This window comes from Streptomyces sp. NPDC057136 (genome assembly GCF_042670885.1).
Lineage (GTDB): Bacteria > Actinomycetota > Actinomycetes > Streptomycetales > Streptomycetaceae > Streptomyces.
Genome location: NZ_JBHUUV010000008.1, coordinates 228,657 through 247,289, shown reverse-complemented (window position 1 = coordinate 247,289; position 18,633 = coordinate 228,657). Strand labels below are relative to the sequence as shown.

Annotated in this window: 19 protein-coding genes and 2 pseudogenes; 11 read left to right on the top strand and 10 right to left on the bottom strand. The window is 70.7% G+C overall.

Annotated features, from left to right (window positions below):
• Positions 1-123: 123 nt before the first annotated feature.
• Positions 124-369, bottom strand: a pseudogene (locus ACFT7S_RS13510) (transposase family protein); the annotation flags it as partial.
• On the opposite strand from ACFT7S_RS13510, the gene ACFT7S_RS13505 reads away from it, so the two are divergent.
• The 5 genes and pseudogenes from ACFT7S_RS13505 to ACFT7S_RS13485 all read left to right on the top strand — a co-directional run bounded on the left by ACFT7S_RS13505 (position 279) and on the right by ACFT7S_RS13485 (position 3,654).
• Positions 279-1,178 carry a Tn3 family transposase gene (locus ACFT7S_RS13505; RefSeq protein ID WP_382730766.1) on the top strand — a complete coding sequence of 300 codons (900 nt, stop codon included), beginning with the start codon at positions 279-281 and terminating at the stop codon, positions 1,176-1,178. The pseudogene ACFT7S_RS13510 and the gene ACFT7S_RS13505 sit on opposite strands and share 91 nt — an antisense overlap.
• A gap of 540 nt (positions 1,179-1,718) precedes the next feature.
• Positions 1,719-2,030: pseudogene (locus ACFT7S_RS13500) on the top strand (hypothetical protein); the annotation flags it as partial.
• Between the two features lie 26 nt (positions 2,031-2,056).
• Entirely contained in the window at positions 2,057-2,305 is a 249-nt protein-coding gene (locus tag ACFT7S_RS13495; protein ID WP_382730763.1) for a transposase, read from the top strand.
• A 99-nt stretch (positions 2,306-2,404) separates the two neighbouring features.
• A complete protein-coding gene (locus ACFT7S_RS13490; protein ID WP_382730761.1) occupies positions 2,405-2,614 on the top strand; it encodes a hypothetical protein in 210 nt (69 codons plus the stop codon).
• 2 nt (positions 2,615-2,616) lie between these two features.
• Entirely contained in the window at positions 2,617-3,654 is a 1,038-nt protein-coding gene (locus ACFT7S_RS13485) for an NUDIX domain-containing protein (protein ID WP_382730861.1), read from the top strand.
• Between the two features lie 54 nt (positions 3,655-3,708).
• Here ACFT7S_RS13485 and ACFT7S_RS13480 read toward each other — a convergent pair whose 3' ends face one another.
• Both ACFT7S_RS13480 and ACFT7S_RS13475 read right to left on the bottom strand, forming a co-directional pair.
• Complete coding sequence (locus ACFT7S_RS13480) at positions 3,709-4,407, bottom strand: MBL fold metallo-hydrolase (RefSeq protein ID WP_382730758.1); 699 nt, start codon at positions 4,405-4,407, stop codon at positions 3,709-3,711.
• Between the two features lie 90 nt (positions 4,408-4,497).
• Entirely contained in the window at positions 4,498-5,862 is a 1,365-nt protein-coding gene (locus tag ACFT7S_RS13475; RefSeq protein WP_382730755.1) for a dipeptidase, read from the bottom strand.
• A gap of 194 nt (positions 5,863-6,056) precedes the next feature.
• On the opposite strand from ACFT7S_RS13475, the gene ACFT7S_RS13470 reads away from it, so the two are divergent.
• Positions 6,057-7,283: a geranylgeranyl reductase family protein gene (locus ACFT7S_RS13470; RefSeq protein ID WP_382730752.1), complete on the top strand. Its 1,227-nt coding sequence runs from the start codon at positions 6,057-6,059 to the stop codon at positions 7,281-7,283.
• 249 nt (positions 7,284-7,532) lie between these two features.
• Here the strand turns inward: ACFT7S_RS13470 and ACFT7S_RS13465 are convergent, their stop codons facing one another.
• Positions 7,533-7,991, bottom strand: coding sequence for a nitroreductase family deazaflavin-dependent oxidoreductase (locus ACFT7S_RS13465; protein WP_382730750.1), 459 nt, complete (start codon positions 7,989-7,991; stop codon positions 7,533-7,535).
• A 128-nt stretch (positions 7,992-8,119) separates the two neighbouring features.
• On the opposite strand from ACFT7S_RS13465, the gene ACFT7S_RS13460 reads away from it, so the two are divergent.
• The 3 genes from ACFT7S_RS13460 to ACFT7S_RS13450 all read left to right on the top strand — a co-directional run bounded on the left by ACFT7S_RS13460 (position 8,120) and on the right by ACFT7S_RS13450 (position 10,928).
• Positions 8,120-8,866, top strand: coding sequence for a TetR/AcrR family transcriptional regulator (locus ACFT7S_RS13460; RefSeq protein ID WP_382730747.1), 747 nt, complete (start codon positions 8,120-8,122; stop codon positions 8,864-8,866).
• Between the two features lie 125 nt (positions 8,867-8,991).
• Positions 8,992-10,266 (top strand): sensor histidine kinase, encoded by a 1,275-nt coding sequence (locus ACFT7S_RS13455; RefSeq protein ID WP_382730744.1) that lies wholly within the window; start codon positions 8,992-8,994, stop codon positions 10,264-10,266.
• A complete protein-coding gene (locus ACFT7S_RS13450) occupies positions 10,263-10,928 on the top strand; it encodes a response regulator (RefSeq protein WP_382730741.1) in 666 nt (221 codons plus the stop codon). Before ACFT7S_RS13455 ends, ACFT7S_RS13450 begins: the two co-directional genes overlap by 4 nt.
• Positions 10,929-11,007: 79 nt before the next feature.
• Here ACFT7S_RS13450 and ACFT7S_RS13445 read toward each other — a convergent pair whose 3' ends face one another.
• Positions 11,008-12,522 carry an MFS transporter gene (locus tag ACFT7S_RS13445; RefSeq protein ID WP_382730738.1) on the bottom strand — a complete coding sequence of 505 codons (1,515 nt, stop codon included), beginning with the start codon at positions 12,520-12,522 and terminating at the stop codon, positions 11,008-11,010.
• An 86-nt stretch (positions 12,523-12,608) separates the two neighbouring features.
• Here ACFT7S_RS13445 and ACFT7S_RS13440 point away from each other — a divergent pair, with 86 nt between their 5' ends.
• Entirely contained in the window at positions 12,609-13,010 is a 402-nt protein-coding gene (locus ACFT7S_RS13440; protein ID WP_382730735.1) for a MarR family winged helix-turn-helix transcriptional regulator, read from the top strand.
• A gap of 48 nt (positions 13,011-13,058) precedes the next feature.
• Here ACFT7S_RS13440 and ACFT7S_RS13435 read toward each other — a convergent pair whose 3' ends face one another.
• Both ACFT7S_RS13435 and ACFT7S_RS13430 read right to left on the bottom strand, forming a co-directional pair.
• Positions 13,059-13,814, bottom strand: coding sequence for a maleylpyruvate isomerase family mycothiol-dependent enzyme (locus ACFT7S_RS13435; RefSeq protein WP_382730732.1), 756 nt, complete (start codon positions 13,812-13,814; stop codon positions 13,059-13,061).
• Between the two features lie 52 nt (positions 13,815-13,866).
• The gene (locus ACFT7S_RS13430; protein WP_382730729.1) at positions 13,867-14,991 is read right to left on the bottom strand and encodes an MFS transporter; all 1,125 of its coding nucleotides are present in this window, start codon (positions 14,989-14,991) and stop codon (positions 13,867-13,869) included.
• Positions 14,992-15,208: 217 nt separating this feature from the next.
• Between ACFT7S_RS13430 and ACFT7S_RS13425 the strand changes: the two genes are divergently transcribed.
• Positions 15,209-16,423: an ROK family protein gene (locus ACFT7S_RS13425; RefSeq protein ID WP_382730727.1), complete on the top strand. Its 1,215-nt coding sequence runs from the start codon at positions 15,209-15,211 to the stop codon at positions 16,421-16,423.
• A 33-nt stretch (positions 16,424-16,456) separates the two neighbouring features.
• Here ACFT7S_RS13425 and ACFT7S_RS13420 read toward each other — a convergent pair whose 3' ends face one another.
• The 3 genes from ACFT7S_RS13420 to ACFT7S_RS13410 are packed head-to-tail and all read right to left on the bottom strand — an operon-like array spanning position 16,457 to position 18,529.
• Positions 16,457-17,359: a phosphotriesterase gene (locus ACFT7S_RS13420; protein WP_382730724.1), complete on the bottom strand. Its 903-nt coding sequence runs from the start codon at positions 17,357-17,359 to the stop codon at positions 16,457-16,459.
• Positions 17,353-17,934 (bottom strand): DUF4865 family protein, encoded by a 582-nt coding sequence (locus tag ACFT7S_RS13415; RefSeq protein WP_382730721.1) that lies wholly within the window; start codon positions 17,932-17,934, stop codon positions 17,353-17,355. Before ACFT7S_RS13415 ends, ACFT7S_RS13420 begins: the two co-directional genes overlap by 7 nt.
• 10 nt (positions 17,935-17,944) lie before the next feature.
• Positions 17,945-18,529, bottom strand: coding sequence for a TetR/AcrR family transcriptional regulator (locus ACFT7S_RS13410; RefSeq protein ID WP_382730719.1), 585 nt, complete (start codon positions 18,527-18,529; stop codon positions 17,945-17,947).
• Between the last annotated feature and the right edge of the window lie 104 nt (positions 18,530-18,633).

Below are 18,633 nucleotides of genomic sequence, written 5' to 3'. Positions count from 1 at the left end.
CGAGCTGCCCGGATCCGGCTACCAGTGGTCCCGGTGGATGACATCCGCCACCGGACGGCGCCGCACAGGACCGAAGTTGCCCTGCGGCCGGCCCACGGAATGGCCGCGAAGGTCGATCGTCCTCATCGCCTCGGCCAGGGACGGAGCGAGCGTAGACAGGGTCTCGACGGCTTCACGCATGTAGCGGTAAACGGTCGCGATCCCGATACCGAATCCGGCGGCGAGCTGGGCGTAGGTGTCACCGCACCGCAGGTGGGCCAGCGCGAGCAGGGCCTGACGTGCAGGGGAAAGGCGCCGCCACCGTGTTCCGATCTCCTGCCGCCTGGCTGTCAGTTGTCCGGTCAGGAACCGCAAGGTGCGGCTGGACAGCCCTCAAGGCGACCGGTGCCACCCAGAGCCAGGACTTCCAGAGCCGCCAGAGGATCGTCGTAGAAGCCGGATCACACCAGGAGATCATCTTCGGACTGCTCGCGCTCTCTGGCTACACCTACACCCCCACCGCCGCTGACGTCACCGACATGACCCTCGCGCGCATGGACACAGCCTCTGGCGAGGACTACGGCCCCTTGCAGCACGCCACCCGCAACAAGATCGACTCCATCCTCATCGAACGAAACTGGGACGACATGCTCCGTCTCGTCGGAGCGGTTCACCTCGGCCGCGTGCGATCCGCAGACGCCATCCGCATGGTGGTCCACAAAGGCAGCCTCACGCCCCTGGGCAAGGCGCTCGCCCACTACGGGAAGATCTTCAAGACCGCACACATCCTGGATCTCATCGACGATCCCGAATACCGCCGTCAGACCGAGACGCAGAGCAGCCGCCACGCCCAGCGGCACGAGCTGGCCGCGAAGATCTATCACGGCACCGAAGACCTCATTCACCGCTATCAGACCGGGATGGAGGAACAGCTCGGCGCACTCGGGCTGATCGTCAACATGGTAGTGCTGTTCAACACCGCCTACATCGACCTCTTCCTCCAGAAGAAGACCAGCCACCTGCGGTCCGTTCCCGACGAAGTCGTTCGGACCCTTTCCCCCTTCCTCTTCCGGCACATCCATATGAAGGGCCGATACGCCTTCGAGATGCCCGAACTCTCTGACAGCTCCATGCGAGCCGTAGAAGAGCTGGACGACGGACCTGACGCCGTGACGGGCGGCAACACAGACGCCCGCTGATCCTCAGATGCGCACGCCACGTCTGCGCAACACTCAGTCCGACTCGCTGAGCAGCAAGCACTGGACGCGCCGTCAACTTTCGTCCACTCGACACCGCCCCAGCACTCCATGCTCGGCTACGGCGGCCAACGCACCGCTTGACCTGCATCGATAGGAGCTATCGCACGGTTCAGCAATATTCGACGTCGCAGCCTCTGCCGACCCATCAGATCCTCCGCTCAGCCGTTTGGCCCGGCGCTCCGAGGCGCGTACCTCTTCAAGTAGCCCGGCCGTGCAGGCAGGAAAGCCAGACCTGTCGAAAGACAGCGCGCTTGCCGGAGCGGCCGTGGCCGAGGTGCCTCAACTGGCCTCGGCCACGGCCGCGCGGGCACCACCAGTTCCTGCCGCTGTCCGTCCCCGGGCAAGGTGTGCTGCCTGCTGCCACGGTTTGGGGCGACCTGAACAGAGCTCCGTCGCAGGGGCGTTGAAGCCCTGACACCGCTCGCATCGGGATCGGCGGGTGAATGCCGCAGGTGACTGGGGCTTGGTGCGTTCGGCAGCATGACGCTGCGTTCGTTGGATCTGCGCAAAGAGAGTGTGGAAGCCGTACTGGACCGTGTGGAGCGGTCGCTGGGGGCACGCCTGATGTACGAGACCGTGGTGCGTAAGCGTCGATCTATGGGAGCGCGTACGGACCGCGGCACCTGGGTCCGCGTCGAGCGGCGCGGTCTCGACCGGATCAGGGTCCAGGGCGGGGACGGCACCGCGTCCGCGGAGCCCCTGCGTGGGATCGCGAAGCCGGCCTGGCTCGCCGGCGTCGCGTGGCGGGATGAGACGGAGCCGGTGATGTGGCGGGCCGATGAGACGGAGCTGCCGGAGCCCAGACCGGCGGACGCGTCGTGACGCCACCGCACCGCAAGTTCAAGAAGAACGCCCCGGACTGGTACGAGGAGATACACGAGCGTCAGCGCAAGGCCCACTCCTCAGGCCGCATCCGGGTCGAGCACGGCATCGCCCACCTGAAGAACTGGCGGGCACTGGCCCGTCACCTCGGCCGCCGCGAGCACATGGGCGACACCGTCCGAGCCATCGCCGGGCCGCTGTCACAGCAGCAGACCGCAGACCGGACCCTGGCTCGGCAGATGTGAGCACCGAGACCCCACCCCAGCCTTCGCGTCCCCCGCTAACCGTGCACGAGGTCGTTAGGCGAGCCGGGCGATATCCCGCGCGTCGCGGTGGAGGGCAGCATGGGGCATGAACTGCCTGGTGTGGAGGGTACGTACAGCGAGGTGACGCTCGCAATCGAGGAGCGGATGGTTGGGTATCTCCAGAAGGTGTGGGAGAAGGAAGTGGCGGGAGCCGGGCTGTGGACACTGCCTTTACCCATCCGTCTCCCAGACGATCCCGCGAAATCCACTCCGCCGCTGTCCAGCGGCCTTTCCACCCTGGAGTACTAGTGATTGTTGTTTGGATCAACGGTGCGTTCGGTGCGGGCAAGACGAGCGCCGCGTGCGGACTGATCGATCTGATCCCGAACAGCACCTTGTACAACCCCGAGCTGACCGGTGAGGGGCTGAATCACCTGCTGCCGCAGAAGAAGCTCGCCGAGGTGACCGACTTCCAGGACCTGCCGATCTGGCGGCGTCTGGTGGTGGACACGGCGGCCGCGCTCCTCGCGGAGCTCTCCGGCGTGCTCGTCGTGCCGATGACGCTGCTGCGGCAGGAGTACCGCGACGAGATCTTCGGAGGACTCGCAGCCCGGCGCATTCCTGTGCGTCATGTCCTGCTCTCACCTGAGGAAACGATCCTGCGTGCACGTATCGCCGGCCGCGAGAAGTTCGCCGACGACTCCGAGCCCGGCGAACGAACACAGGGATGGGCCCTGGACCACATCGAGTCCTACCGGGCGGCCCTCGACTGGATCACCGCCGACGCCCACACGATCGACACCAGCACCCTCACTCCGTACGAGACGGCCGAGCGCATAGCCGAAGCCGTACGCACCGGGGCGGCCAAGGAGTGCGAGATCGTGCAGACCCCGGAACCCGCCGCGGAGACGGTTGCCGCCGGGGTCCTGCTCTTCGACGAACAGGACCGGGTCCTGCTCGTCGACCCGACGTACAAGCCGGGCTGGGAATTCCCCGGCGGGGTCGTGGAAGCGGGCGAGGCGCCGGCGCAGGCCGGAATCCGGGAGGTCGCCGAGGAGATAGGACTGCGCCTCGACACCGTGCCGAAGCTCCTGCTCGTCGACTGGGAGGTGCCCCGGCCGCCCGGCTACGGCGGGCTGCGCTTCCTCTTCGACGGCGGACTGCTGCGCCGCGAGATCGCCGACCAACTGGTGCTGCCCGGGGCCGAGTTGCGCGGTTGGCGGTTCGTCACCGAGGAGGAGGCGGCGTCGCTGCTGCCGCCCACGCGTTACGAACGGCTGCGATGGGCTCTGCGGGCCCGCGAGCGGTCGACGGTGCTCAATCTGGAGGCCGGGGTGCCGGTGGGCTGACGGGTGCTGCGCGGCCTCGGCTCCTGGCGTCCGTCAGCCGGCGGCCATCAGTCGTCAGCCGGCGGCCGAGTCGCGGTCGGCGGCCGCCCGCAGGATCGCCGTCGCGTCGGCGCTGAGCGGGTCGCCGTGGCCGAAGCAGGCGGTGGAGGGGGCGAGCGCGGCCAGCCGCCGGAACGAGGCCAGAGCCTGCGCGCGGTCGATGTTGATGACACCCAGCATCACCTGGCCGACACCGGCGACGCAGTCACCGGTGAACAGCACGTCGTGGCACGGCAGATGGATACCGATCGAGCCGTGGGTGTGTCCGGGGGAGTGGACGATCCGGGCGCCCCCGCCGAACGGCAGCTCGTCGCCGTCCGCCAGTTCGTGGTCGACCCGGGTGGGCGGAGCCACCGGGACGGTCAGCCCGTGTTCGTACAACGGGCGCTCCCAGTCCAGGAGTACGGGATCGGGCACCGGCGCCTCGCCCCGGATCACCGGGGCGTCGAGGCCGTGGGCCAGGATGTCGGCGCCGTACCGGTCCGCCAGTTCTTGAGCGGCGCCGTAGTGGTCGCGGTGGCCATGGGTGACGACGATCCGGTTGATCCCCGCCGGGTCCAGGCCGAGCCCGCGGATCGCGTTCTCGATGGCGGGCGCCGCGTCGATGTCGCCCGCGTCGATCAGGGTCAGGTCCGCGCCGTCCCGCCAGAGATACGCCTGGCCGATCCGGAAGCGGAACATATGCAGTTGAGGAAGTACCTCGACGAGATCCATGCGGCGAACGTACGCATCGGCGTAGGTCCGCCGCACGGAAATCTGCTCCTGGCGACTTCGCCCGGAAGGCTGCCGGCGCCGGGGCGTCGGTCAGGCCTTCTTCGACTCCGCGTAGTTGCGCAGGAACAGCGCCTCGGTGACCGAAAGCCGCTCCAGCTCCTCGGGCGACACGCTCTCGTTCACCGCGTGGATCTGGGCCTCGGGCTCGCTCAGACCGATCAGCAGGATCTCCGCGTCCGGGTACAGGCCCGCGAGGGTGTTGCACAGCGGGATCGAGCCGCCCATGCCGGAGGACTGCATCTCCTCACCCGGGTACGCCACCCGCATGGCATCCGCCATCGACGTGTACGCGGGGCTTGTGATGTCGGCGCGGAACGGCTGGCCCTGGCCGACCTGTTCCACGGAGACCCGCGCACCCCACGGGGCGTGCGACTCCAGATGCGCGGTCAGCAGCTTCGTCGCATCGGCGGCGTCGTGGCCCGGCGGAACCCGCAGGCTGATCTGGGCCCGCGCGCTCGCCTGGAGCGACGGCGTGGCCCCCACGACGGGCGGGCAGTCGATCCCGATGACAGTGACGGCGGGCCGTGCCCAGATGCGGTCCGCGACCGTGCCCGTGCCGATCAGTTCGACACCGTCGAGCACCTTCGCGTCCTTGCGGAACTCGGCCTCCGGGTACTGCAGGCCGTCCCACTCCGCGTCCGTGGTGAGGCCGTCGACCGTGGTCGTGCCGTCCGCCGCGCGCAGCGACGCCAGCAGCTCGATCATCGCGGCCAACGCGTCGGGGGCCGCGCCGCCGAACTGCCCCGAGTGCAGGTTCCCTTCGAGGGTGTCGAGCTTCACCCGCAGCATCGTCATACCGCGCAGCGTCGCCGTGACCGTGGGCAGACCGACCCGGAAGTTCCCGGTGTCGCCGATGACGATCGTGTCGGCGGCGAGCAGCTCGGGGTGCGCCTCCGCGTACCGCTCCAGACCGCCGGTGCCCTGCTCCTCCGAGCCCTCGGCGATCACCTTGACGGAGACCGGGACGCCGCCGTTCGCCTTGAGGGCGCGCAGCGCGAGCAGGTGCATGATGAAACCGCCCTTGCAGTCGGCGGCACCGCGGCCGAACCACCTGCCGTCGCGCTCGGTCAGCTCGAACGGCGGGGAGAGCCAGGCCGACTCGTCGAGCGGCGGCTGTACGTCGTAGTGCGCGTAGAGCAGCACGGTGGGGGCACCGGCGGGCCCGGGCAGGAAACCGTAGACCGACTGGGTGCCGTCAGGCGTGTCGAGCAGGGCGACGTCCTGGAAGTCCTCGGCGCGCAGCGCGTCGGCGGCCCAACGGGCGGCCCCCTCGCACTCGCTCTTCGGGAACTGCGCGGGGTCCGCCACCGACCGGAACGCCACCAGTTCGGTCAGCTCCGCCTTGGCGCGGGGCATCAGCGAGGCGACGGTCTCGGAAATCGGATGGGCGGTCATGGGCACGCTCCTCGTGGGTGCGACGTTATGTGTACGGCGCGGTGGTGTACGCATCGTGGGTGACGCCGTGGGTGCGGCGTCGAATCTACGACAAAAGTATGGCCGATCCTCCCACAGGGGGGCCCGGCCGCGACGCGCCGTAGGATGCCGTGAGCAGCTGGGGCCACTGGTCGGATCGGGAGCAGAAGCACATCGTGAGCAGCGAGAACGCAGACGCCGGACGTGAGCACGAAGAGCCGTCGGTACCGGAGTCGGTATGGGACGTGGTCGTAGTCGGTGCGGGTCCGGCCGGAGCCTCTGCGGCGTATGCGGCGGCCGTCGCGGGCCGACGGGTGCTGCTGCTGGAGAAGGCGGAACTGCCCCGGTACAAGACGTGCGGCGGTGGCATCATCGGATATTCGCGCGACTCCTTGCCCCCGGGCTTCGAACTGCCCCTGCGGGACCGGATTCACGCGGTCACCTTCTCGCTCAACGGGAAGTTCGCCCGCACCCGCCGGTCCCGGCGCATGCTCTTCGGGCTGATCAACCGGCCCGAGTTCGACGCGGGCCTGGTGGAGCACGCACAGAAGGCCGGCGCCGAATTGCGCACGGGGGTGGCGGTGGTGCGCGTCGAGCAGCACGGGTCCGCTGTGCCGGACCGGCGTACGGTCGCCGTGGTGCTTACCGGTGGTGAGACCGTCCTCGCCCGGGCGGTCGTCGGTGCGGACGGCAGTGCGGGCCGGATAGGAGCACATGTCGGGGTGAAGCTCGACCAGGTGGACCTCGGCCTGGAGGCGGAGATCCCGGTTCCGGAGACGGTCGCGGAGGACTGGGCGGGGCGGGTACTCATCGACTGGGGCCCGATGCCCGGGAGTTACGGGTGGGTCTTCCCCAAGGGTGACACCCTGACCGTCGGTGTGATCTCGGCGCGCGGTGACGGCGCGGGGACCAAGCGGTATCTGGAGGACTTCATCGCCCGGCTGGGGCTCGCCGGCTTCGAGCCGAAGATCTCCTCCGGCCATCTGACGCGCTGCCGCAGCGACGACTCGCCGCTCTCGCGCGGCCGGGTGCTGGTGTGTGGTGACGCGGCGGGACTGCTGGAGCCGTGGACCCGGGAGGGGATCTCGTTCGCCCTGCGCTCCGGGCGCCTCGCGGGTGAGTGGGCGGTCCGGATCGCGGAGTCGCACGACGCGGTGGACGCGCGGCGCCAGGCCCTCAATTACGCGTTCGCCATCAAGGCGGGGCTGGGCGTCGAGATGAGCGTCGGCCGTCGCATGCTCAAGCTGTTCGAGCGCCGCCCCGGGGTGCTGCACGCGGTGCTGACGGGCTTCCGGCCCGCCTGGACGGCGTTCGCCGGAGTGACCCGGGGGACGACCTCGCTCGCCGAGCTGGTCCGTACGCACCCGCTGGCGCAGCGGGCCCTGTCCGCGATGGACCGCTAGGGTCTTTCGTTTGGATCAGGCCGGGCTCGCGGGGTCTGGCACGCGCATCTGCGGCGTTGTCGTCAATCACCATGTTCCCCGAGCTCTCGGCTCCGCTCGAGCAGGGGAGGCCCCATTCGCCATGCCTCGATCCTCCGCCTTGCAGCCGCACGCACCAGACCCCGCTCCCTGATCCGGCCTGATCCAAACGAAAGACCCTGCGGGGCGCGGTCCGGGGTTGGGGGTTGCCGGGGGTCCGGTGCACCCGGCTCAGTCCTGGACGGTGATCCGGAAGACCGGGTGGTCGGGGCAGGCGGCGAGGAGTTCGGCGTCGGTCGACTTCGCGGTGATGCCCTTGAAGTACTGGTTGACCTCCCATCCCCACCGCTCCAGATAGGCGCGGACGAGTCGCATCTTCTGCTCGTCGTCCGCGATCTCCACGGCGGTGAAGGTCCGGGTCCTGCGGCCCACCCGCAGTTCGCCGCCGCCCGCGGCCCGCATGTTGCGCACCCACTGGGAGTGGCCGCGGGCCGAGACCAGGTACTGCGCGCCCTCGTGGGCGTGGGGGTTCACGGGGATGCGCTGCATCTGCCCGCTCTTGCGGCCGCGCACCGACAACTCCGCCGTGCCGAGCAGGCTGACGCCGTGCCGGGCGAGCCAGCCGATGACGCCGTTCATCCGGACGGTGAAGGCATTTCCCTGAAGGTAGTACGGCTGCGGCTGGGACATGGGGAACCTCCGGCATTTCGGAGAGCGGTGCTCTCGCTTGAGATCAGTGTGCACGAGACCGGTGCACAAAAGCAAGAGCAGTGCTCTCGATATTGGCCAGTGCTCTGTTCCGTGGCAGAGTGGAAGCCATGAGCAAGATCAAAGGGGCCCGGGAGCGCGCCCGTATCGAAGTGACCGCCGCCATCAAGGACGAGGCGAGGAAACAGCTCGCGGCGGACGGTGCGGCGAAGCTGTCCCTGCGTGCGGTCGCCCGCGAGCTGGGCATGGTCTCCTCCGCGCTCTACCGCTATTTCCCCAGCCGTGACGAGCTGCTCACGGCGCTCATCGTCGACGCCTACGACGCCTTGGGCGAGACGGCGGAAGCCGCCCGCGACGCCGCCGGCGGACCCGGGGGTCCGGCTACCGCCGGTCCGCATCGGGAGCGCTGGACGGCGGTCGCCTGCGCCGTACGCGACTGGGCCATCGCCCATCCCCACGAGTACGCCCTGATCTACGGATCGCCCGTCCCCGGCTACATTGCCCCGCAGGACACCGTCGGTCCTGCCTCCCGGGTGGGACTGGTCCTCATCGATCTGCTCCGCGACGCCTACCGCACCGATGGCCTGGCGGTCCCGCCGCTTGCGGAAGAACTGCGTTCCGAGGCCGCCCGCATGACGGCAGACCTCGCCCCCGACCTGCCGCCCGCGGTGGTGGCTGCGCTCGTCGCCGCCTGGGCGCAGCTCTTCGGCCTGATCTCCTTCGAGGTCTTCGGCCAGTTCAACCGGGTCGTCGAGGCCAGGGAGCCGCTGTTCCGGCAGGCGGCGGGCGAACTGGCCCGCGCGGTCGGCATGACCGACGTACGGCCCGCACCCCGCACCCGGCCGCGCCGCGGCTGACGGGCCCGGTCCGACGCCGGTCCCGCGACCCTTCCCGGGCCCCTGCGCATACTCCCCGGGGAGTACCACTGATCACCACGCTCGGCTGACGCCCGCCCGGTGGTCGGCCGTCTAGCGTGGCGGGCATGGAAGAGCAGCGTTCGCGCGGAAGTGACGGGCCCGATCGGGGATTCGGTGGCCCCGGGGGGCGGGGGAGGCTGCCGCGGTGGCTGTCCGGGGTCGGGGTGCGGACGGCCGCGGGGTTGCCGTGGCCTTCGACCGTCGCGCTTCTGCTCTTCGTCATGGCGGGATCGAACTTCGCTGCGGAGTCCCAGGACCGGCAGACGCTGGACGTCTACGCACGGATTCTGCTGTTCCTCGCTGTCGCGGTGCTTCTGTTCCGCCACCGTCACCCGGTGGTGGCGGTGGCCGGCGCGTCTGCCGCGACGCTCGTCTATCTCGGGGCGGGTTATCCGTACGGCCCCGTCTTCGTCACCGTCGCCGTGGGCTGCTTCAGCGCCATCGTCTCCGGGCACCGGCGGGCCGCCTGGTGGTCGCTCGGTGTGCTCTGGGCCGGTCATCTGCTCCTGGCGCACTGGCTCTACCGATGGCTGCCGCCGACCGGTGACAGTGCGGCCGGCTGGGCGCAGGAGGCCGTCGTCAGTGCCTGGGTGATCGCGATCGTCGCCGCCGCCGAACTCCTGCGCGTACGCCGTGAGCAGTGGGCGGCAGCCCGTGCCGAGCAGGAGGCTGCGGAGAAGCGGCGGGCCGACGAGGAACGGCTGCGGATGGCCCGGGAGCTCCACGACGTCCTCGCCCACAGCATTTCCGTCATCAACGTCCAGGCCGGGGTGGGCCTCGCACTCCTCGATTCCGACCCGGAGCAGGCCCGCATCGCCCTCACCACCATCAAGTCCGCCAGCAAGGAGGCCCTGGGCGAGGTGCGCCAGGTCCTCGCCAACCTCCGTACCCCCGGCGACGCCCCCCGGACTCCCGCCCCGGGACTCGACCGGCTGCCCGAACTCGTGGACCAGGCATCGGGCGCAGGGCTGTCCGTCACCGTCGAGACCGAAGGGATGCGGGGTGCGGTCCCGCCCGGTGCCGATCTCGCCGCCTTCCGCATCGTGCAGGAGGCACTGACGAACGTGGTGCGGCACTCGGGCTCGCGTACGGCCGCGGTCCGCATCGGTTACGGCGCGGGGCGCATCCGGCTCCGCATCGACGACGAGGGGCCCGCGACCGCCAGTGACGCCGGGGGTAGCGGCAACGGGCTCATCGGAATGCGGGAGCGGGCCGCGGCGCTCGGTGGCACCATCGAGGCGGGGCCCCGGCCCGGAGGCGGCTTCCGGGTGAGCGCGGAGTTCCCGCTGTCGACCGGTTCGCAGGATCCGGCGGCGCCGCAGGAAGAGGAGACACCGTGATCCGCGTACTGCTCGCCGACGATCAACTGCTGGTCAGGGCCGGCTTCCGGGCGCTGCTGGACGCCCAGCCGGACATCGAGGTGGCGGGGGAGGCCGCCGACGGTGAGCAGGCGGTGCGCCTGGTGCGTGAACTGCGGCCCGACGCGGTGCTGATGGACATCCGCATGCCGCACCTGGACGGTCTCTCCGCGACGCGCACGATCACCGGTGACCCCGAGCTGAACGAGGTGAAGGTGGTCATGCTGACCACCTTCGAGCTCGACGAGTACGTCTTCGAGGCCATCAGGTCCGGGGCCTCCGGTTTCCTCGTCAAGGACACCGAGCCGGAGGAACTGCTGCGTGCGGTACGCGCGGTGGTCGGCGGCGACGCCCTGCTCTCGCCCGGAGTGACGCGTCGTCTGATCGCGGAGTTCGCGGCCCGTTCCAAGGAGCCGGCCGAGGCGACGGCGCTGGACGAACTCACCGAGCGGGAACGGGAAGTGATGGCGCTGGTCGGGATCGGGCTCTCCAACGAGGAGATCGCCCGCAGGCTCGTCGTCAGCCCGCTGACCGCCAAGACCCATGTCAGCCGCACGATGGTGAAGCTCGGCGCCCGTGACCGGGCCCAGCTCGTGGTCCTGGCCTACGAGTCGGGGCTCGTACGGCCCGGCTGGCTCGGCTGAGGCGAGGCCACGAAGGACGCGCTCGGGGCGGTGGGCCGGAGGCAACGACGCCCCCGGCCCACCGCCCCCTGCCGGAGGGTCAGTCCCGGACCGTCACCTTCTGCGCCCCGGCCCCGGCAGCCGAACTGGCCCCGGCCGCGGCCCGGTCCCCGTCGGACGAGGCGACGAGCACCGTGTGCTGCACGGAACGGCTCCGGCGCAGTCCGGTCAGGGTGATGAGCAGGCCGGCGAGCGCGACCACGGTCACCACGACCAGGCCCGGCCGGTAGCTGTCGAGCACGGCCTGCGGCGATCCGTCACCGCCGCCGTCCGCCGTGATCGTGGCCGTCACGATGGCCAGGAAGATGGCGCCGCCCACCTGGAAGGAGGTGTTGAGCAGGCCGGAGACCATGCCCTGCTCGTTGTCGTCGACACCGTTGGTGGCCTGGATGTTGAGCGAGGGGAAGGCCACCGCGCAGGCCGCGCCGATCAGCAGCATCGAGGGCAGGATGACCGCGGCGTACGACGGGGTGAGGCTGATGCGCAGGAAGAGCGCGTAGCCGACGACGAGGAAGGCGAAACCGGCCACGATCAGGCGCGGGGTGCCGAACCGGTCGACCACGGTGCCGATCTTCGTCGAGGAGAGGGCGACCAGCACGCCCGCGGGCAGGAAGGCGAGCGCGGTCTGCAGCGCGGACCAGCCGAGCAGCGACTGCATGTACTGGGTGACCAGGAACTGGAAGCCGACGTAGCTGCCGAAGAAAGCCGCCGCGCCCAGCTGCGCCCTGATCTGGTTGCCGGAGCGCAGCACCCCGAGCCGGATCAGCGGGTTCGCGGTGCGCTGCTCGATCAGGACGAAGGAGGTGAGGAGGACGATCACGGCGAGGAACGACAGCAGCGTGCGGGCGGAGGTCCAGCCGACCTCGGGGGCCTGTACGACGGTGAAGACGAGCAGCAGCATGGCGGCCGTGCCGGTGACGGCGCCCGGCAGATCGTAACCACGGTTGGTGCGGTCGCGGTCGCTGTGCGGGATCAGCTTCAGGCCGGCGACCAGGGCCAGCAGGGCGATGGGGGCCGGCAGCAGCATCGTCCAGCGCCAGGAGAGCTGGGTGAGCAGGCCGGACAGTACGAGGCCCATGGAGAAACCGGTGGCCGCGCAGGTGGTGTAGATGGACAGGGCACGGTTGCGCTGCGTGCCCTCCTTGAAGGTCGTGGTGATGATCGAGAGACCGGCCGGGGCGGTGAACGCGGCGCTCAGCCCCTTGATGAAGCGGCTGGCGATGAGCAGCGGCCCCGAGTCGACGAGTCCGCCGAGGAGCGAGGCGAGGGCGAACACGGCGAGGGCGATCAGGAAGACGCGGCGCCTGCCGAGCAGGTCGGCCGCGCGGCCGCCGAGGAGGAGCAGCCCGCCGTAGCCGAGGATGTAGCCGCTGACGATCCATTGCAGGCTGGAGGTGCCGAGACCGAGGTCTTCGGCGATGGACGGGAGGGCGACGCCGACCATGGAGACATCGAGAGCGTCCAGGAACATCGCACCACAGAGCACCAGCAGGGTGCCCCAGAGGCGAGGGCTCCAACGCTCTTGTGAATGGGGGACGTTGAGCGGAGAGGTCATGCGGAGACAGTACATGCACGCGCATTGAATGCAAGCGCATTTAATTCCCGTGCAACAAAGGGCTCCTTCTCTGCTAACGTGCGGTTATGGCAGGGAACAAGTCCGAGCGGGTACTCGTCGACGAGTGGCGCGACATCCTCGCGCTGCATGCAAGGACCCTGTGCGAGCTCGACCGTGCGCTGCATCAACATGGCCTCGGAGCCAGTGACTTCGAGGTGCTGGATGTGCTCGCGGAGGGTGCGGCCGAGGACGGCGGTGCCGCCTGTCGTGTACAGGAGATCGCCTCCCGGGTCCATCTCAGCCAGAGTGCGCTCTCGCGTCTCATCGCACGGCTGGAGAAGGACGGGCTGGTCTGCCGGGGGATGTGCAGCGAGGACCGCCGCGGTGTGCGCGTTACGCTCACGGACAAGGGGCGGGCTGTCCATGCCGAGGTCCGGCCGCTCCAGCGATCGGTGCTGTCCCGGATGCTGAACGGGCCGCAGGGCTGAAGCTGTCGGCTGCCGGGTGACGGGCGCCGGGCAGGCGCCCGTCGTACGTCACGACCAGGTGATCCCGGAATTCTCCGCCCATAGCCGGGCCGGCCGGTGGTCGCCGGTGAGCGTGACCGCGGACAGCGGGAGCCGGTTCCAGAGCGCGAGGTACAGCTGCTCGGCCGTCCCGCTCAACTCGCAGTCGACGGGATCGAGTTCGGAGGAGTTCCCGCTGCGTACGCCCTGCGGAGGCTCGGCCGACAGGTGTACGGTCCACACCGCGTCCGCATCCGTGACCCGTACCCGAAGTGTGCACGGTACGTCGGTCCGTACCCGGCTCTTCGGCCGGGCGTGGAAACAGGTGAGCAGTTCGTCGATCCCGTCCAGCGCGAGGGCTTCTCCGACAGGAGAGAGCGGTCCGCCGAGCGCCGACTCGGCATCCACCCGGTGCACTGCGGTCTCGTGGGCCTGCCGTCGCGCCCAGAACGCCAGTGGGGACGGTGCGGGCATGAACGACCAGCAGTCGAGGTCGGCGGGCGCGGCCGTCAGCGCATCGACCAGCAGCCCGTGACCCTCACGGAACCAGGCGAGCAACTCGGCCCCGTCCAGGTCGGGTTCACCGCCGTCCGGGTGGTACGCCGTGTGGCCCTCGGTCACGAAAGCAGTTGCCCAGCGGTGCACCATGCCGGTGTGACGGAGCAGATGGCGCACCTGCCAGCCGGGGCAGGTCGGCACCGGAGCGCCCGGCCCCGCCTTGTCGGCTGCGTCCGCCAGCGAACGGCCCTCGTCGGACAGTGACTTGATGTGCTCGGCGATCTTCATGTCGCGATTCTGCCAGGGAAAAAAAACGGGCTGTGGGGCCCAGCCCTTCTTTTCACGCGTGCGTGGCGTTGCGTGCTCCGTACCCCAGCGCCGCCGCGGCCGCCGCCAGGAGCGCCACTGTGGTGAGCGCCACCGGCAGGGAGAACCAGTCGGCCAGGAAGCCGATGGCGGGCGGGCCCAGGAGCATTCCGCCGTAGCCGAGCGTCGACGCGGCGGCCACCCCGCTCGGACCCGCGAGCTCGCCGGCCCGGCCGACCGCGACGGGGAAGATGTTGGCCAGTCCCAGACCGGTGACGGCGAAGCCGAGAAGGGCGAGCCAGGCGGTCGGTGCGAGCGCTCCGAGCAGCATTCCGGCCGCCGCCGTCGCTCCGCCCAGGGCGAGCGTCCGGGTCTGGCCGAGCCGCTCCAGCATGGCCGTGCCGCTGAGCCGGCCGATGGTCATGGTCAGGGCGAACAGGGAGTAGCCGGCGGCGGCGAGGCCGGGCGCGGCCTTCAGGTCCTGCTCCAGATGCAGGGCACCCCAGTCGGCCAGCGCGCCTTCGCCGTACGCGGTGCAGAGTGCGATCACGCCGAAGAGGAGCACGATCCGGCGGGCCCGCCCGCTCAGCCGTCGCGGGGGAGTGGCCGCGGGCAGCCCGGGGGTGGTGGGCGCCGAGGCGTTCTTGTGGCGCAGCAGCGCCGGTCCGGCCGCCGCGGTCACCGCCAGGCCGATGCAGGTGAGCACCGTCAGATGCGTGGCGGCCGAGAGGCGTCCCGCCACCAGGCCGCCGAGTCCGGCGCCGATCATGCCGCCGAGGCTGAACGCGGCGTGGAAGCTCGGCATCACGGGGCGGCGGAGGGTGGCGACCAGGTCGACGGCGGCGCTGTTCATCGCCACGTTCATGCCGCCGTACGCGGCGCCGAAGACCAGCAGCACCAGCCCGAGAGCGAGCGGTGAATGGGTCTGTGCGGGCAGCGCGATGCTCAGGGGAAGCAGGACGCCGCAGATCACGGTGACGGCATGACTTCCGTAACGCCGGCAGAGCCTGCCCGTGAGCATCATGGTGATCACGGCGCCGGCGGAGACGCCCAGCAGAGCGAGCCCGAGGGTGGAGGCGGTGGCGCCGGTCTGGTGCTTGATGGCCGGGATGCGGACCACCCAGCCGGCGAAGAGGAATCCGTCGAGGGCGAAGAACACGGTCAGGGCGGTACGGAGTCGGGCCGACGAGGGTGGGGCGGTGTCTCCGCCAGGTCCCCCCGGTAGGGCCGTCCGCAGTTTGTTTAGTTGCGGCACAAACTCAGCATAGAGGCGCCCTGACAGCAGACGCAAGACGGCTGCACGTCGCGGGCCACGGCAGGCACCGCACGACACCTGGGCGTCGGCAGCGGCTCCGGATCATGGGAGACTCGCCCCCATGAACGGCAAGGCGACCACTACCCGGACAAAGTTGGAGCGGGGCCGCAGTGCGCTCGGACCCGCGCTGGAACTGGTCCACACCGGACGCGCGCCCACGCGTGCCGTCCTGACCTCCGAACTCGGCGTCACCCGCGCCACCGCGGGCGCGGTCGCCGCGGAGCTGGAGGCGCTCGGGCTCATCCGCGTCGACTCCAGCCCCGGCTCCGCCGCCGGTTCGCAGGGCCGCCCCTCGCACCGGCTCGCCGTCAGCGAGACCGGCCCGGTGGCTCTCGCCGCCCAGGTCCACGCCGACGGATTCCGCGCCGCGCTGGTCGGACTCGGTGGCCGGATCGTCGCCACCGCACCCGGCTGCGTCGCCGTCATGGCCGATCCCGCCCAGGTCCTCGGCGAGGTCGTCGCCGCCGGCGCCCAGCTGCTGCACGACACCGGACTGCGCTGCGTCGGCGCCGGACTCGCCGTCCCCTCCGCCGTCGCCGAACCGGAGGGCACCGCCCTCAACCCGCTGCACATCGCCTGGCCCGCCGGCTCGCCCGTCCGCGAGATCTTCGCCGACTGCGTCCGTGAGACGGGCATCACCGGCCCCGCGTTCACCGGGAACGACGTCAACCTGGCCGCCCTCGCCGAACACCGGCACGGCGCCGGTCGTGGCGCCCAGCACCTGCTCTGCGTCGCCACCGGGCACCGCGGCGTGGGCGGCGCCCTGGTCCTCGACGGGCGTCTGCACAGCGGAAGTTCCGGGCTCGCGCTGGAAGTCGGGCACCTCACGGTGAACGCCGAGGGGCGACCTTGCTACTGCGGTGGCCGCGGCTGCCTGGACGTCGAGACCGACCCGCTCGCCTTCCTCACCACCGCCCGCCGGGAGCCGGGACCGGAGGAGTCGCTGCTCAAGCAGGCCGGTGATCTGCTGCGTACGGAGTACGAGGACGCGGCCGTACGCAACGCCGCCGAGGAGCTGATCGACCGGCTCGGCCTGGGCCTCGCCGGGCTGGTCAACATCCTCAACCCCGACCGCATCATCCTCGGCGGCCTCCACCGCGACCTGCTCGACGCCGACCCGGAACGGCTCCGTGCGGTGGTCGCCGACCGCAGTCTGTGGGGGCGCAGCGGCAGTGTGCCGATCCTGCCGTGCACCCTGGCCCACAACAGCCTGGTGGGCGCGGCCGAACTGGCCTGGCAGCCGGTACTCGACGACCCGCTCGCCGCGCTCGCCTGACGGCGCTCAGGCAACAGTGGACCGCCGCACCTGTCAGGACGGGTGCGGAGGGCCGAACGCGAACGCGCGCGCCGGATTGCCGACCAGCACGGCGTCCAGCAACTCCTTGCCGAGGACGTGCTCCAGCCGGGGACGCAGCCGCCGCAGCAGATACGGCATCCCCGGCGTCTCCGGCACGGTGGTGTCGCCGCCGATCAGCAACTGCCCGCCGAAACCGGCGTCGCCGAGCGCCGACAACTGCTCAGGCAGCCGCCAGTCGGTGGCGTGGTGGGCACGCGACGGCCCGTCGAAGGCGAGGAACGCACCAGCCCGCGCCGCCTCGCGCTGCACGAACACGTCCGGCGAGCGGCCCGGATGGCCGAGGATCACGCGCCGCGGATCGACCTCCAGCTCCCCGCACAGCAGCTCCAGTACGTCGAGCGCGCCCGTCCCGAGCTCCAGATGCACCGCGATCGGCGCCCCCGTCCGGTGGTGCGCTTCGGCCGCCGCCGTCATCGTGCTCCGGGCATGACCGTCCACACCGTGGAAGGCGCCCGCGACCTTGATCAGCCCCGCCCGCACTCCGGTCGCCCCGATGCCGTCCGTCAGCTCCGCGACGAACAGCCCGGCCAGGCCGCCCTCGATCCGCCTCAGCAACTCCGGCGCGTACTGCGCCGCTTGATGCAGACCGGTCGCCGCCACCACATGGACCCCCGTCGAGCGGGCCAGCGCGGCCAGATCTCCGGCCCGCCGTCCCATCCCGTACGGCGTCCACTGCACCACCGCCCGCCCGCCGAGTCCGTGGAAGGCCCGCAGCCGCTCCTCGGCTTCGGCCGGATCGTCCAGCTCCAGCCCCCGTAGCCCGGGGCTGCGGATGAAGAGATGGTCATGGGCGTCACAGACGCCCAACCACCCGGCGGGGATGTCACCGAGCACCGTCCGGACCGTGCTCACCACTGCCTCCCCCGACCCAGCCGGTCGCGCTCCGGGGCGGACAGATGCAGCACCTCGTACCGGTCACCCGCTGCCTTCGGCTCCTCCTGCTCCCAGAGGCTGAGGTGGAGCAGCTCCCAGCGCCGCGGGTCGACGGCCAGCGCCGTGGCGACCGCCCCCGGCTCCGTGGCCTGCCGCAGCGATTCCTCCGCCGCGGCGCCGATCGCCACCCCGGGGTCGACCGACTCGGGAAGGTACTCGCGGCGGCGCACCGCGGTCCGGGGCCGTGCGGACGCCGCGCGCCCCTCCGCGTACGAGAGGCCCGTCCAGTGCTGCACCGCGGGCCGGCCGAAGTCATTGACGATGCCCTGGAATCCGGGCCCGAGGAGGAAGGCGTTCATGCCTTCGGGGGCGGACCAGAGGTAGAGCGGGGCGTACTGGTTGACCGGCGAGTTCTCGCCCCGCTCGCGTATCAGGTACGCCTTGAGGCCGAGTCCGGGGAACTCGTCGAGGAGGTGCCCCTTCATGGCCACCCGCTCGCGGATGATCCCCATGTCGTAGTCGGCGGGAAGCGTGATCTCGTACTGCATCGCATGCATCGGGTACTCCTCAGACGGCGGGGTGACGAGACGTGAGCAGCGCGAGCAGACCGGCGACGGCCGCGTCGAACGCGGCGGGGGAGCCCGAGGCGCGCGCGAGCACATATCCGCCCTGGACGGTCGCGACGATCGCCGCTGCGATCTCCTCCGGGACGATCCCCGGCGCGAACTCGCCCTGCTCCACGCCCTCCTGGATGATCCCGGCGAGCCGGCCGCGGAGCCAGGCGAGGGTTTCGTCGACCGGTGCGCGCAGTTCGTCGCTCGCCATGACGTCCGGGTCCATCGTCAGTCGGCCCACCGGGCAGCCCCGCAACACCTCCCGCTCGCGCAGCAGATACGCCGAGAGCCGCTCCTGCGCCGTGCCGGGACCGCCGAGCAACTGCTCGGCCGTATCGCGCAGTTGGGCGGCCGTGCGGGTGATGGCCGCGCGTGCGAGGTCAGGCTTGCCCGTGAAGTGGTGGTACATGCTGCCCTGGCCCGCGCCTGCCTGCTGCTGGATGGCCTTGGGGCTCGTCCCCACGTAGCCGCGCTCCCACAGCAGCTCCTGGGTGGCCTCGATCAGACGGTCCGGAGTGCTCATGCGATCACTGTACATACCAGTAGGTACAGAAGCCATTGACGGGGCCGACCGCCGGGGGGAGCAGTCCTGCCGGCCCTGCGTACTCCCGCGGGGGTACGCGCACTGCCGCTGGCCGTACG

Excerpts from the sequence above, each read along its gene's own strand:
- ACFT7S_RS13490 (WP_382730761.1), top strand. The coding sequence starts at position 2,405 with ATGGGGCATGAACTGCCTGGTGTGGAGGGTACGTACAGCGAGGTGACG.
- ACFT7S_RS13480 (WP_382730758.1), bottom strand. The coding sequence starts at position 4,407 with ATGGATCTCGTCGAGGTACTTCCTCAACTGCATATGTTCCGCTTCCGG.
- ACFT7S_RS13475 (WP_382730755.1), bottom strand. The coding sequence starts at position 5,862 with ATGACCGCCCATCCGATTTCCGAGACCGTCGCCTCGCTGATGCCCCGC.
- ACFT7S_RS13465 (WP_382730750.1), bottom strand. The coding sequence starts at position 7,991 with ATGTCCCAGCCGCAGCCGTACTACCTTCAGGGAAATGCCTTCACCGTC.
- ACFT7S_RS13460 (WP_382730747.1), top strand. The coding sequence starts at position 8,120 with ATGAGCAAGATCAAAGGGGCCCGGGAGCGCGCCCGTATCGAAGTGACC.
- ACFT7S_RS13455 (WP_382730744.1), top strand. The coding sequence starts at position 8,992 with ATGGAAGAGCAGCGTTCGCGCGGAAGTGACGGGCCCGATCGGGGATTC.
- ACFT7S_RS13445 (WP_382730738.1), bottom strand. The coding sequence starts at position 12,522 with ATGACCTCTCCGCTCAACGTCCCCCATTCACAAGAGCGTTGGAGCCCT.
- ACFT7S_RS13440 (WP_382730735.1), top strand. The coding sequence starts at position 12,609 with ATGGCAGGGAACAAGTCCGAGCGGGTACTCGTCGACGAGTGGCGCGAC.
- ACFT7S_RS13435 (WP_382730732.1), bottom strand. The coding sequence starts at position 13,814 with ATGAAGATCGCCGAGCACATCAAGTCACTGTCCGACGAGGGCCGTTCG.
- ACFT7S_RS13425 (WP_382730727.1), top strand. The coding sequence starts at position 15,209 with ATGAACGGCAAGGCGACCACTACCCGGACAAAGTTGGAGCGGGGCCGC.
- ACFT7S_RS13415 (WP_382730721.1), bottom strand. The coding sequence starts at position 17,934 with ATGCATGCGATGCAGTACGAGATCACGCTTCCCGCCGACTACGACATG.
- ACFT7S_RS13410 (WP_382730719.1), bottom strand. The coding sequence starts at position 18,529 with ATGTACAGTGATCGCATGAGCACTCCGGACCGTCTGATCGAGGCCACC.